Origin of the sequence: Parapedobacter brassicae (genome assembly GCF_051400755.1) — a bacterium.
Taxonomy (GTDB): Bacteria; Bacteroidota; Bacteroidia; order Sphingobacteriales; family Sphingobacteriaceae; genus Parapedobacter.
This window is the reverse complement of record NZ_JBLFFL010000003.1, coordinates 1-12,250: the sequence shown is the minus strand read 5'-3', so window position 1 is coordinate 12,250 and position 12,250 is coordinate 1. Positions and strand designations below refer to the sequence as shown.

At 50.1% G+C, this 12,250-nt stretch carries 15 protein-coding genes; 9 read left to right on the top strand and 6 right to left on the bottom strand.

All coding sequences use genetic code 11. The features are described from left to right. The first annotated feature begins 55 nt into the window (after positions 1–55). Together ACMGDE_RS09225 and ACMGDE_RS09220 are read left to right on the top strand one after the other, a co-directional pair. Positions 56–2,053, top strand: a complete 1,998-nt coding sequence (locus tag ACMGDE_RS09225) for a PAS domain S-box protein (protein WP_436832495.1) — start codon at positions 56–58, stop codon at positions 2,051–2,053. 23 nt (positions 2,054–2,076) lie between these two features. Continuing rightward, positions 2,077–2,439, top strand: a complete 363-nt coding sequence (locus tag ACMGDE_RS09220; protein WP_436832494.1) for a response regulator transcription factor — start codon at positions 2,077–2,079, stop codon at positions 2,437–2,439. Positions 2,440–2,521: 82 nt separating this feature from the next. Here the strand turns inward: ACMGDE_RS09220 and ACMGDE_RS09215 are convergent, their stop codons facing one another. Next, entirely contained in the window at positions 2,522–3,037 is a 516-nt protein-coding gene (locus tag ACMGDE_RS09215) for a ferritin-like domain-containing protein (protein WP_436832493.1), read from the bottom strand. Between the two features lie 306 nt (positions 3,038–3,343). Here ACMGDE_RS09215 and ACMGDE_RS09210 point away from each other — a divergent pair, with 306 nt between their 5' ends. Continuing rightward, the gene (locus ACMGDE_RS09210; protein WP_436832492.1) at positions 3,344–4,069 is read left to right on the top strand and encodes an FRG domain-containing protein; all 726 of its coding nucleotides are present in this window, start codon (positions 3,344–3,346) and stop codon (positions 4,067–4,069) included. On the opposite strand, the gene ACMGDE_RS09205 is transcribed toward ACMGDE_RS09210, so the two are convergent. From ACMGDE_RS09205 to ACMGDE_RS09190, 4 genes are all read right to left on the bottom strand, one after another. Next, positions 4,070–4,798 (bottom strand): DUF72 domain-containing protein, encoded by a 729-nt coding sequence (locus tag ACMGDE_RS09205; protein ID WP_436832491.1) that lies wholly within the window; start codon positions 4,796–4,798, stop codon positions 4,070–4,072. A gap of 6 nt (positions 4,799–4,804) precedes the next feature. Continuing rightward, positions 4,805–5,044, bottom strand: coding sequence for a hypothetical protein (locus tag ACMGDE_RS09200; protein WP_436832490.1), 240 nt, complete (start codon positions 5,042–5,044; stop codon positions 4,805–4,807). 18 nt (positions 5,045–5,062) lie between these two features. After that, positions 5,063–5,707, bottom strand: coding sequence for a LuxR C-terminal-related transcriptional regulator (locus ACMGDE_RS09195; RefSeq protein WP_436832489.1), 645 nt, complete (start codon positions 5,705–5,707; stop codon positions 5,063–5,065). Positions 5,708–5,856: 149 nt separating this feature from the next. Next, positions 5,857–6,249, bottom strand: coding sequence for a hypothetical protein (locus ACMGDE_RS09190; protein WP_436832488.1), 393 nt, complete (start codon positions 6,247–6,249; stop codon positions 5,857–5,859). Between the two features lie 120 nt (positions 6,250–6,369). Between ACMGDE_RS09190 and ACMGDE_RS09185 the strand changes: the two genes are divergently transcribed. From ACMGDE_RS09185 to ACMGDE_RS09175, 3 genes are all read left to right on the top strand, one after another. Continuing rightward, positions 6,370–7,137, top strand: a complete 768-nt coding sequence (locus tag ACMGDE_RS09185; RefSeq protein WP_436832487.1) for a mechanosensitive ion channel family protein — start codon at positions 6,370–6,372, stop codon at positions 7,135–7,137. Between the two features lie 181 nt (positions 7,138–7,318). Continuing rightward, the gene (locus tag ACMGDE_RS09180) at positions 7,319–8,278 is read left to right on the top strand and encodes a hypothetical protein (RefSeq protein WP_436832486.1); all 960 of its coding nucleotides are present in this window, start codon (positions 7,319–7,321) and stop codon (positions 8,276–8,278) included. Positions 8,279–8,333: 55 nt separating this feature from the next. After that, on the top strand, positions 8,334–8,927 hold the full coding sequence (locus ACMGDE_RS09175; protein ID WP_436832485.1) for a DUF4142 domain-containing protein: 594 nt from the start codon (positions 8,334–8,336) through the stop codon (positions 8,925–8,927). 72 nt (positions 8,928–8,999) lie between these two features. Here the strand turns inward: ACMGDE_RS09175 and ACMGDE_RS09170 are convergent, their stop codons facing one another. Next, complete coding sequence (locus ACMGDE_RS09170) at positions 9,000–10,229, bottom strand: glycosyltransferase family 4 protein (protein ID WP_436832484.1); 1,230 nt, start codon at positions 10,227–10,229, stop codon at positions 9,000–9,002. Positions 10,230–10,420: 191 nt separating this feature from the next. Between ACMGDE_RS09170 and ACMGDE_RS09165 the strand changes: the two genes are divergently transcribed. The 3 genes from ACMGDE_RS09165 to ACMGDE_RS09155 all read left to right on the top strand — a co-directional run bounded on the left by ACMGDE_RS09165 (position 10,421) and on the right by ACMGDE_RS09155 (position 12,041). Next, complete coding sequence (locus ACMGDE_RS09165; RefSeq protein WP_436832483.1) at positions 10,421–11,005, top strand: RNA polymerase sigma factor; 585 nt, start codon at positions 10,421–10,423, stop codon at positions 11,003–11,005. Then, on the top strand, positions 10,986–11,255 hold the full coding sequence (locus tag ACMGDE_RS09160) for a hypothetical protein (RefSeq protein ID WP_436832482.1): 270 nt from the start codon (positions 10,986–10,988) through the stop codon (positions 11,253–11,255). The genes ACMGDE_RS09165 and ACMGDE_RS09160 overlap by 20 nt, the downstream gene beginning before the upstream one ends. Before the next feature lie 105 nt (positions 11,256–11,360). Continuing rightward, complete coding sequence (locus ACMGDE_RS09155; protein WP_436832481.1) at positions 11,361–12,041, top strand: ATP-dependent Clp protease proteolytic subunit; 681 nt, start codon at positions 11,361–11,363, stop codon at positions 12,039–12,041. Positions 12,042–12,250 lie beyond the last annotated feature (209 nt).

The following is a 12,250-nucleotide window of genomic DNA, read 5'->3' as shown; positions in this document are numbered from 1 at the left end:
AAGAAAGGGCGATGGAGTATGGCCTGTTCTTTCTTTGTTGAAACCAGCTATCTGAATGAAAGGACTGCATGCCGAGGTTAACGACCGCGTTTTCGAGGAACTGTTTTTGGCATCGCCGATAGCAAGCTATGTCTGCGATAAAGAGGGATATCTGATAGCGTTTAATGACGCAGCAGCTTCGCTTTGGGGGCGAACGCCGGAGATCGGTAAAGACAGGTGGTCCGGAGCATTCGCCATTTATCATCAAAACGGAAAAAGAAGGCCGCCGGAAGAATATCCCTTAGCCAGGGTGATGCGTGGATTGGAGGTGAGCGGGGGCGAAGAGATCATCATTGGACAGCCAGACGGGACTCGCCGGCATGTGCTGGCGTTTCCAAAAGTGATCAGGGATACCTCTGGAATGATCACCGGGGCTTATAACACCTTGGTCGATGTGACACCCCATCGGCAGGAAGAAGAAAAGCAGACCATGCTCTCGCAAATCGTAGAGTCATCGGATGACGCGATTGTCAGCAAAAACCTGGATGGCATCATCATGAGCTGGAATGCCGGCGCGGCGCGCATCTTTGGCTATACGGAAGAAGAAATTATCGGCAAATCGATCAACATGCTGATACCCTCTTACCTGCGAGGCGAAGAGGATAACATCATCAGGGAAATCAAAGCAGGCAAGCGGGTAGACCACTACCAAACCATCCGGGTGACCAAATCCGGAAAGGAGGTGCCGATTTCCCTCACGATATCCCCCATGCGCAATAAACAGGGCCAGATCATCGGCGCCTCTAAGATAGCCAGGGATATTTCAGACAAAATTCAGCACGAACAAACCATTCAGTTCCATGAACAAAAACTGGAAACGCTGCATGTAATCGGAAAGCTGATCTCCGAAAAATTGGACACTCCGTCCATTATCCAAACGGTCATCGACTCAACGACCCACTTGGCAGCCGCTGATGTGGGCCTTTGCTTTTACCGGATGGCGGACGAACAGGGGAAAACCAACTTATCGGTTGCGGTTGCCATGCCCGGAGACTCAGCAAATAATGAATGTCTTGGACACCTGGAAGAAGGCGTCATCCATGCGATATTTGTCAGGGGGAATGTAGTGAAGTTCGAAAACGTGCAAGAGGAGCCCCATATCCGTTCGCTGTTCGATATGCCGAAAGGCTCCGAAGCGCCCCCGATAAAACATTGCCTGGCCATCCCTATCCGCTCGGCAGATCAGCTATTGATCGGGGCGATGTTTTTTGGATATGCCGATGCTGACGTGTTCAACACGGCAGACGAAGACATGATGAGAAGCATCGCTTCGTTAGTGGCGGTAACACTGGATAATGCTCGATTATTCGAAGAAGTGAATACCCTCAATCAGAAGAAGAATGAATTTATCGCATTGGCCAGCCATGAGCTGAAAACGCCATTGACGACGGTCAAGGGATACCTGCAGATTTTAGAGCGGTCGGAAATAGACCAGTTGGGGCGCCGGTTTCTGACCAAAGCACTGAAGCAGTTAGAACGGATCAATTCCCTGATCGCCGAGTTGCTCGACATCTCGAAGATCGAAGCAGGCAAGCTGAGTTTCCATTTCGAAACATTTGACATGAGTGAGATGGTGCTCGACATCGTAGAAACATTTCATTTCAGCAGCCAAACGCATACCATTATGGTGAATAACATCCATGGAGATTACCTCGTGGAGGCAGACCGTCAGCGGATAGAACAGGTTTTTATCAATCTGATCACCAATGCGATCAAATATTCGCCAGATGCCAATAAAGTATACGTCACACTGGAATCGTCCGCGAATGAAGTGAATGTGCAGGTGACCGACGAAGGATTGGGCATGAGCCGCGATCAACAGGAAAAAGTCTTCACCCGCTTTTACCAGGTAGAGGGGACCTCGAAGATGACAGGACTCGGGCTCGGCTTGTACTTGAGTAAGGAGATCGTAGAGCGACATGGTGGCCACATTGGTGTCAATAGCCAATTGGGAAAGGGATCCACTTTTTATTTTTCTATTCCGCGTGTGCAAGAACCAAATGGTGATTACTGATCGATTTTTTTAATTTTCCGCAGATGAAGAAGGCGATTTATGTTTTAGAGGATGATGCTGATATCGGCGAACTCGTCGCTTTCTTATTGACCGAACACGGTTATGAGGTATCGTTATTCAGCAATATCGCATCGTTTCGTAACCAGACAGACCAACCGTCGCCCGCATTAGTGGTGATTGACGTGATGCTGCCAGATGGCAGCGGCCTGGACGTTTGCCAAGCGTGGAAAGACCACCCCGCTACGAGCCACATTCCCGTACTGCTGATGTCAGCCTATGAGGATTACAAGCGCCATAAAAATGCGTGCTTAGCAGAAGGGTTCGTGAGCAAACCGTTTGATATCAAGCTATTGATATCGGAGGTGGAGCGGTTAGTCGATGCATAAAAAAGCCCCCTTTGCGTAATGATGTTCCTGTGTGTATTCAATGGAGAGGACGCAAAAGGGGCGGGATTTTAATCAACCGTCGTCATACCGCCACGTTGGCTTCCGCCATGGCGATTTCCGTCAATCGTGCATCGGTATCCTTTTCCTCCGCTAATGTCTGGTTCAATAAGTCAGCCGCCTCTCGGTGTTCCATCAGACTGGCATAGGTGACCAAGCAACCATAACTGGCAATCTCGTAGTGCTCCACTTTTTGGGCCGCCGAAATGAGCGCGGCATCGAGTATTTCGGCATCCTCAAAGCTTTCGATGATCTCATCAGCTTCATCCAACAGGCCCACCATGGCTTTGCACTTCTTGGCCCTGGGCGACATGCTAATCGACGCGAATACCTTTTTCAGTCGTTCAATATGTTCCTCCGTCTGCCCGTGATGTTCTTCGAAAGCGGCTCTCAAACCTTCTCCGTTCGCCTTGGCCGCCATTTTCTTTAGACCTTTGAGTAACTGCTTTTCAGCACCTAGTACATCCCGGAGCTCATCTACAAATAGTTCGTGTAAATGCCCATTTGGCATGTTCGAATGATTTCTTGCTGTATTTGCCATAATATTTAAATAGTTGGTTCAGTAGGAATACGTCATTTTCTATGCCGCTATCGGTGTCCGTGCCAACGGATTTTCAGGGAAATAAAGCAGCAGTTGATTGCAGCGCGTATGGGCACATCTTGGCAGTGCAGTGACCGGATGGCGAAAAAACAGGGGCGTGGCTAGTGTCCTGTTTCATGGTATGGCTGTCTGCTTCTGCCGACTTGATTTCCTGTTTTTGATCAGTCGCGGTTGATACGCATTCTTCATTCGTCGGCAAACCCACTCCAATGTTTTGGCAGTATATTTCTACTCGGTGATATCAGCATGGAACAGACCATTACGACATTGGAGGATTACATACACTATGTGAAGGAGCTCAAGCGACGACACTGGTCGGAGCAAGCGAGGGGCGACTTCCTGTACCGCGGCCAGGCGAGTGACACGCCGCTCATTCCAAAAATTTTACGGTTTGACCCACGCGACGGCGATCTGCTGCGCGCCGAGCGTGAACTATTGGAGGAGTTCAAGCGGGCCAATCCCTTGCTGATCGACCCTTACCAAGTAAAAAACGATTGGGATTGCCTGACCTTGGGGCAGCACTACGGACTCCCTACGCGCTTTCTGGATTGGACGGACAATGCGTTGGCGGCCCTTTGGTTTGCAACAAGCGCAGCCCTCAACGACGAAGGGGCTGAATCCTGTGCCATCGTGTGGGTGCTTGTCGCCGCCGCAGGCGACTTTCTGGAAAATGACGACCATACACATCCTTTTGATATCCGGGAGAGCAAGCTATTCCGGCCGCGGATCATTAAGCAACGGATCAATAACCAATCCGGTGTCTTTTCGGTGCATTCAACGGGTGCGCTTGAAAATCGGCAACGGTTTGAAGACATGGAGCATTACCGCTCAAAAATGGTCAAGATCAAAATACCTCATGCTCAAGTAGAATCCATTGTGGACGATTTGCATAGTTTGGGGGTCGACGCGTTCAGCATCTTTCCGGAATTGGAGGGACTCTGTGCCTATCTGCAGTGGAAATTTTTCGAATGATCAGGTAACCAACTCGGTCAACTCTTTGGCGTTATCCACCGCGTAGGCGTGCTGGTCGTTGTCGAAGTAAATGAACACATCTTTTCCGCGTTGTTGCCACTGGCGGCAGCGCTCCGCCCACTCCGAAAGCGTGGCATCGGTATACTTGCCTTGGTATTTGCCACCGGGACCATGCAGCCGTACATACGCAAACTGGGCGGTTATCTCCATGGGTGATAAGTGGCCGGCCAGTTCATAGATACAAAAAGCGCAATGATGCCGGTGGAGTATCTCATACACCGCATCGCTATACCAGCTTTGATTCCGGAATTCAAACGCATAACGGGGGCCTTTTGGCAGCGCCTTCACAAAGTCGGCTAACCGCTGGGTATCCACCTTCCAGAACGGGGGCAACTGGAATAAGATAGGGCCTAGCGATGGCCCCAATAGGGAAGCCTTCTGGATAAAATCATCCGCATAGGTATCCACATCATGAAGTTTCTTCAGGTGGGTGATGTAGCGGTTTGCTTTCACTGCGAATAAGAAGCCATCCGATGCGGTGGCTGCCCATTTGCCGAAGGTAGCCTCCGTAGGTATGCGATAAAAGGTGTTGTTGATTTCTACCGTGCCAAAAGATTGTACGTAATACTGCAATTGACTCGCATCTTTTAGGCCGTCAGGATAAAAAATACCTTTCCAATGCTTATAGTGCCAGCCCGATGTGCCAATATGAACGGTGCCCGTTTTCAAATGACGCTACTCCATACGGTTCGCGATGGCGTCACCGAGACGCTGCACCGTGTCCCTCGGCAAATCGCCCCACAGCTGTGTCCAGTCTCCGGAAGGTTCCCGGCGAAGTTGGCTTACGGAGGTCCCCTCTAAGTAGCAATGGTAGATGGGGACACCATCTGTCGTCTGTTCCGGCTGGATCAGCAAGGGTTTTTCCATAAAATACCCGTCTATGCTTATTTCGAAAACTTCTCCAGACTTTTCCATGATAAGTCGTTTTGACGATCAGTTTAATACCCCCTGTTGAAGTGCGATGCGTATGACTGTTCCGATATCCGGCGCGCCGGTCTTTTGAAGCAGGCTTTCCCGATATTTCAGGATGGTGCGTTTGTTGGTGAATAATTGGTAGGCGATCTCTTGGTTGGAATACCCTTCCAAAATGAGCTTCAGGATCTGCTCCTCCCGCGGCGAAAATTCCACCGCCTGACCTTTCCTGCCGAAATCCGTGGTGGCGATGGATTCCAATACCTTTAAATACAGCGCGGTACAGATGTAGGTATTGCCTGCGAGGATATGCTTGATCGCAAAGACAAGCTCATCCTTGTTTGCTTCATTGACAATGTATCCATCGGCACCCGATTTTACCAAACTTAAGATATCCTCATTGTATTCGATCCCCGACAACACCAGTACCCGGATTTGCGGGGCGAGTTGCTTTACGGTACTCAAGTACCGGTCATCTTCCAGAAATACATGGTCTACGGCCAGTAAGTTGGTTGCCGGTTTGGCTGACAGCGCCGGTATGATATCCTCCCGAGTGGAAACGATTTCCGCAAAAGTAAAATCGGGCTCTTGGTCCAAAAGCGCTATAATGCCGTCACGGGCCAGTGTCCGAGGTGAAGCCCAAATGATATTTGCTGAATTTTCCATAATCTTTCCTTCGATCTTAACTGCGATTCTTTTCATTCATTCGTTAAGATATACGTTTCAATGGTTGGAAAGGTTTTAGTTTTTTTAAGATACTTTTGAGAAACAGACAAGAAGTATGGTTTTTAGTACATGGAGCATGACGAACTGAACTACTTCGACACCTCGATCTGTTGTTTTTGTTTGATCACGAAGATGGTCATCACGGTGATAAATGCAAACTGGATAGCTGCATCCAGCAGGTAAATGCGGCTGATGACATCTTTAGCCACATACACGACATCCATCAGCAGGAAACTTGATGCCGTGGCATAACCCAATACGATCGGCAGGTGGCGGTTGCGCAGGCTCGATACGATGAAGGTGAGGCCAATGGATGCCGCCAAAAGCCCCACCATCTCTACCAACCACGTGTCCTGTTTGGGGCCAGTAGCCACCATAAAACTCTCCATACCCAGCAAAGGCCAAATGCCTGTAATTAAAAAATAGACTCCCTGGAAGAGAAATACATTGCTCAATTGCTTGGTATGTGTTGGCTTAACCATTAGTTGCAAGATCGTATCGCTATGTCTTGCATAGACGATGCCACGATTCCGACAGTGCCGGAATCATCGGAAGACTTTTTGCAGGATCAACTGGATAAGGTTTGAAACGCAGCATACACCATGGATATCGAAAAGTTCTATTCTCGTCTCACGGACTGGTTGATTCACCAGGCACCGCGCATCCTATTGGGCGTCCTCCTCTTCATCGTGGGATTGTGGTTGATTAAACTCGTCTCCGGTTGGATCAGGAAGAAAGTGATGCAGAAAGATTGGGATCCGACCTTGGAAGTCTTTCTTTCCAGCTTGGTTGTCATGGCCCTTCGGGTGCTGCTGATCTTATTGGTTATACAGGTGATGGGGTTGCAGATGACGCTGTTTGCGGCATTGGTGGGCGCTTTCGGTGTGGCAGCTGGACTCGCGTTATCGGGTACATTGCAGAATTTTGCCAGCGGTGTACTCATCCTGATGCTCAAGCCTTTTCGGGTAGGCGACCAGATCCTTACCCAAGGCCAAGAAGGAGAAGTGATGTCCATCCAATTGTTTTATACCGTCATCTTGACCCGTGACTATCGGACGGTCATCGTGCCCAACAGCAAACTGTCCAATGAGGTCATCATCAACCTGAGCCAAGCCGGCAAGCGCAGGCTTGATATGGAACTGAAAGTAAGTTATCAAGTAGATTTTGAAAACGCGAAGCGTGTATTGACTGACGCCCTGCATGATACGCAGGATTTATTCGTAAGCACGGAATACCTCATCGGGATCAGTCTTTTGGAGCCAGACGGATACCGGATATCGATTGGTGTCTGGGTAGACGAAAAGGATTATCCCGATACCCGTTTGTCGGTGCAGGAGAAGTTACTGCAAGCGATTAAGGCATTGAGCTGAGGTGTGCGTTTTTGCAAACAATTACACTACAAAAGCGAACAGCATTGTATGTAATACATCACGCATCGACCAGCCACATCACCTAAAACCCTGGCATGCTATATTGTTTGGATATTTCTGATGAATGGCGCAATATGTGATTTACAGGGTATATAAATTGTGAATAAAAAAAAATAGAAGCATGGTATTAGACAATAAGAAAAACCATCCGGAAATCCCACTCGATGTGGAGAATACCGATGAAACGCGTGAACCGACAGGCGAGGATCTGCGGTACAATGAAAATCAAGACAGCTTTGAATTAGACTCGGAAACAGCTGATGCCGAGTACCAGCACCCCGACCCCTATGATACGGCTGCTCCCCAGGGTGAAGATGACAACTCTACCTACGACGAAGAGAATCAGTATACACCCGATGAATACCGTGATAAACAGCGTGAGCTTAACGGTGAATTGGGAGAGTTGGATGCTAAAGTCACGGATGATCGCTTGACCCAGTTGGATGAAACCGATGCGCAGCTTGCAGAGACACCGGAGGATCCACTTATCGTTCCTCCCCAGCGTACGGGAAAACAGGTCGATTTAGATTCACAAATAACATTGCCGGATGAAGACCGGGCACGTGATTTCTTCGCCTTAGCGAAGCGACGCCTGTTTGATGTGAGCCACTGGTACGAAATCGCGGAGATGCCGATGTCTACCTTTGTACTTACCGATGAATATGGCGGCGAAGCGGTGAAATCCCGTCCAAAGGAAGGGGATCACATACGGATCGACATTCCCGGTCCCGGTCCATCTGTCGGCGACGGATACGACTGGGTGCAGGTTGAAGACATTACCGAGGCAGAGACCCTGGAAGGTGAGCAATGCGCAATGACGTTAAGACCAACAGCCAATCCCCTGAAATTGAATGACGATACCGCTCATTTCTTTCAGGATGTGGCCAGCTCCACCTTGATTGTCGAACGGCGTGGAAACGAAGTGATCGCGCGGTATCACGGCAGGAATGAGGTAATCAATACCGATACCGACTCGGCACTGGACAACGCGCGGAATGCGATGGTAGGCGCAGGTGCCAAGCTGGGGCTTTCGTATCCGCAATGGAAAAGCCTGGTAGCCGGTTTAGTAAAAGAACCATAAACAATAGCGACAGCTAAATGGTTAATACATTACAAGCTTATCAAATGGAAACATCATGAAAAGGTTATATTTTATAGCAATCATCGCGACAGCCTTGGCGGCGTGCAATGGCGCCAATCAACGTGCGGCTGACGACAGCGTAGACCAGGCACAAGATGTGAATGATACGACTGCAATGACCAACGATGCCGATGCGGATTTTGCGGTAAAGGCGGCAGATGCCGGCCTGGCTGAAGTCGAACTGGGGAAATTGGCGGTAGAAAAAGCAACCGATCAACGCATCAAAGACTTTGCCCAACGAATGGCAGATGACCATCAGAAAGCCAATGATGAGCTGATGACCATTGCCACCCGGCACAACATCACGCTGCCTCCGGTGATCAGCGAAGCGCATGTTGACAAACAACGGAAACTCCGGGATAAGTCAGGCACCGAGTTTGACCGGGAATACGTCGACCTGATGGTAAAAGATCATGACAAGGTGGTTTCCTTGTTTGAGAAAGCCGCTTCTAACGCAGCGAACGCGGACTTGAAGGCTTTCGCGACGAAGACCCTACCCACGTTGAAAAAACATCACGAAGAGGCGAAGGTGTTGCGTGACAGCATGGACCCGACGGATACCACGACGATACAACGGATAACGCCCTAGCCATCCGAAGCATTATCAATGTTTAACCACGCCCGCAGACGAATGTTGCGGGCTTTGTTGTATCGGGTTCGCCTAATAGGTTTTCCAAGAAAGAGGTTGGCCCAACGATGAGGTGACCTGCATCAACGTACCTTCCGAAAGAAGAGACGGCGCTGCACGTTGCGCATGCGCTTGAAACAGCTGCGCGTACCGCTTTCCGATTTTCGGCCAGCGGAGCGACTGACCAAAACGGAAGGCATTTTGCCTTAGTTTATTCAGTTCACCCGGGTTACTTAGCAGCTCATTGACGATGGTCGACAGTTGCACATGATTGTTGAAATCAAACAGCTTGCCGCGATTGCCACTCAGCAGTTCACTGGCATGCCAATAAGGGGTCGAAACGACCGCAGCGCCAGCGCCTACCGCATACGATAGCGTACCGCTGGTGATTTGGGCTTCGTTGGGGTATGGGGTCAGGTAGATATCACAGGCAGATAGATAAGCATGCAGGTCCTTTTCGCTCACGAACTCGGAGACGAACACCAAATGATCTTCAACCCCCAATTGATGGGCCAACCGTTGCAGGCTATCCCGATAACCCTCACCAAAATCTTTCCGGATGCGGGGGTGGGTTTTTCCCAAGATCACATACCGCACATCCGGATGGTGCTCGCAGATGCCCGGTAATGCGCTGATGGCGGTTTCCAGCCCTTTGTTGGGGCCTAGCAAACCAAAAGTCAGCAGTGTCTTGCCCGTTGGCAGATTCAACGACTGCCTGATCGTCTTTACATCCGGCTTCTGAAAGTCAGGCACCCCATGGGGGATGGACCTGATCTGGCTCAACGGAATGCCATAAATGTCGCGCAGCAGCTGGATGGCCTTGTTACTCATCACCACCGCTTGAGCGGCACCGGCGGCAAGCGTTTTGGTGATTGAAAGCTGCATCGGATCAGGGCGCTCCAATACCGTGTGGAAGATGACCGTGTAAGGCATCTGTAGGGCGCGGGTCAACGCCAATAGATAGGCGCCGCTGCTGCCGCCGAATATACCAAATTCGTGCTGAATGCAACACATGTCTGCGCCGCTCCGGTTGATGAACGCCGCCGCAGATTGGTAGTCCGCTAGCTGCTCTTGATTGATGATGAATTTCACCCGGTGGTCATAGTCGTACTGACGTTTATCATCCGAGTCATTGAGTGCGACCATAAAACTACCCGATGCGGAAAACGGGATATGGCGATCGACCGCTTGAACCAAATTCTCGTTAAATGTGGCCAAACCGCATTCCCGGGGCTGGCAGGTGGAAACATATGCTATTCTCATTCAGCTGTATATATTATCATTATGCATTACGCAGGTCGCAGTGTCTTTCTCTCCTAACCGTAGATGCTAACAGCCAAATCCGGATTATTGTTTGGTCAGAAAAGCTGACCAATTGTGGGATATCGTAAATATACGGTAAATTTGGGTGATATCAGGCGCAGAAAAAGCACATGTAATAAAAGGATATTGCCATGACGATGAAAATACGGGGTAAATCACCTGAGCACACAAGTCGTGAAGCCGGTTTTCTGGCGCTTTATCAACAGGTGTTCCCTGTGGTGGCCCGTCATGTGGCCAAACGGGGCGGCACATTTGAAGAAGCCAAAGATGTATTCCACGATGCCTTGGTGGTCTACTACGAAAAAACGATCAGCCAATCCCTGCATTTGCAGCAGCGCGAAGAGGCTTACATCTTTGGTGTAGCGCGGCATCTGTGGACCAAGAAGTATACCGAAAACCGGCGATATGAATCGATCGACCAGTTGATGATCGGTTATGGAGACGAAGACTCGGCTAGGGAGTGGGCAGCAGATAATCTGCAGGTGGAGATCACCCCCATCAATGAACGTATTGTACGCATATTGCAGATCGCCGGGCAGAAATGCATGCACCTGCTGACGGCATTTTACTACGAAAAGCTCGATATGGATGAGGTGGCAGCGCGCTTCGGTTTTTCGGGCAAACGTTCGGCAACCGTCCAAAAATTCAAATGCCTGCAAAAGGTGAAACAGGTGGTCAAAGAAAAATCGCTCCAATATGAAGACTTCGTTGAATGAACTGCAATGGATGGAAGATGGGCTGTTGGGCCATGTCTCCGGCGAGCAGCGGATACTTTTTGAAGCCCAGCTGTTGTTAGATCCGGCGTTTCAGGAAGCGGCCCGCTGGCAGCGCAAGACCTATGGCATCATTCGTGATCATGGCCGCCAACAGCTGCGGCATGAGCTGGAACACGTGCACCGTGAGCTGTTCACCACGCTGCAGCATCGGTCGTTCCGTGAGAAAGTATTAGCCTTCTTCCGTCAGTAACCACTGATTTTTATTCAGAAACAAGCATTGGCACGCCCCCGTGGTAGGGTGTGCAGGGATAACTATGTTCAACCGCCAAGCGTGTTTAATCAAAAAAACAACCATATGAATACCAACAGCAATGAATTTCGCCGCTACGCCGTGCAACATCACGGTATCAACGGCATGTACGTAGACCACCATATCTCACGATTGGCGGCTTATGCGGCACCCATGGCCATGACCCCCTACATCACCGAGGAGCGGCAGCTCAACGTGGCGCAGATGGACGTATTTTCCCGGCTGATGGTCGATCGCATTATCTTCCTGGGCGAGCCGGTGGATGACCGCGTGGCCAACATCATTCAGGCCCAGTTGCTTTTCTTGCAGTCGAGTGATCCGAAGAAGGATATCCAGCTGTACATCAATTCACCCGGGGGGTCGGTCTATGCCGGACTGGGCATTTATGACACCATGCAGTACATCGGTCCGGATGTGGCCACCATCTGTACCGGCATTGCGCTGTCCATGAGTGCGGTGCTCCTGTGCGCCGGTGCGAAAGGGAAGCGCGCGGCGCTGCCTCATGCCCGCGTGATGATTCATCAGACCTCGGGCGGCATGCAGGGCACGGCAGCCGATATGGATATCAATATCCGGCAGACCTTGCGGATACAAGAGGAGCTATACCAAATCATCGCTTCCCACAGTGGGCAGGATTATGAATTGGTGGATAAGTTATCCGACCGCGACCACTGGATGACCGCACGGGAGGCCAAGGAGTTTGGCATGGTGGATGAGGTGCTGTAGTGTCCATTCCTAAAAAAGCTATACACAAATTAACTGTGTATGCAAGACAAAAGAAGTAAGGGGAAGTCGTCAAGAACGGACAAACATGTTCCATTCGACAAACGGGAAATCATTAAGATAGTGGGCATGATGGAATCGGGGGTTCCCCGTAGGGAGATCTTAAGCCAATATGGGATGCACCACTCGACCTTGACGCTCTGGATGAACCG

Coding starts and splice junctions, on each gene's coding strand:
- ACMGDE_RS09225 (WP_436832495.1), top strand. CDS start 56: ATGAAAGGACTGCATGCCGAGGTTAACGACCGCGTTTTCGAGGAACTG.
- ACMGDE_RS09220 (WP_436832494.1), top strand. CDS start 2,077: ATGAAGAAGGCGATTTATGTTTTAGAGGATGATGCTGATATCGGCGAA.
- ACMGDE_RS09215 (WP_436832493.1), bottom strand. CDS start 3,037: ATGGCAAATACAGCAAGAAATCATTCGAACATGCCAAATGGGCATTTA.
- ACMGDE_RS09210 (WP_436832492.1), top strand. CDS start 3,344: ATGGAACAGACCATTACGACATTGGAGGATTACATACACTATGTGAAG.
- ACMGDE_RS09200 (WP_436832490.1), bottom strand. CDS start 5,044: ATGGAAAAGTCTGGAGAAGTTTTCGAAATAAGCATAGACGGGTATTTT.
- ACMGDE_RS09195 (WP_436832489.1), bottom strand. CDS start 5,707: ATGGAAAATTCAGCAAATATCATTTGGGCTTCACCTCGGACACTGGCC.
- ACMGDE_RS09190 (WP_436832488.1), bottom strand. CDS start 6,249: ATGGTTAAGCCAACACATACCAAGCAATTGAGCAATGTATTTCTCTTC.
- ACMGDE_RS09185 (WP_436832487.1), top strand. CDS start 6,370: ATGGATATCGAAAAGTTCTATTCTCGTCTCACGGACTGGTTGATTCAC.
- ACMGDE_RS09180 (WP_436832486.1), top strand. CDS start 7,319: ATGGTATTAGACAATAAGAAAAACCATCCGGAAATCCCACTCGATGTG.
- ACMGDE_RS09175 (WP_436832485.1), top strand. CDS start 8,334: ATGAAAAGGTTATATTTTATAGCAATCATCGCGACAGCCTTGGCGGCG.
- ACMGDE_RS09170 (WP_436832484.1), bottom strand. CDS start 10,229: ATGAGAATAGCATATGTTTCCACCTGCCAGCCCCGGGAATGCGGTTTG.
- ACMGDE_RS09165 (WP_436832483.1), top strand. CDS start 10,421: ATGACGATGAAAATACGGGGTAAATCACCTGAGCACACAAGTCGTGAA.
- ACMGDE_RS09160 (WP_436832482.1), top strand. CDS start 10,986: ATGAAGACTTCGTTGAATGAACTGCAATGGATGGAAGATGGGCTGTTG.
- ACMGDE_RS09155 (WP_436832481.1), top strand. CDS start 11,361: ATGAATACCAACAGCAATGAATTTCGCCGCTACGCCGTGCAACATCAC.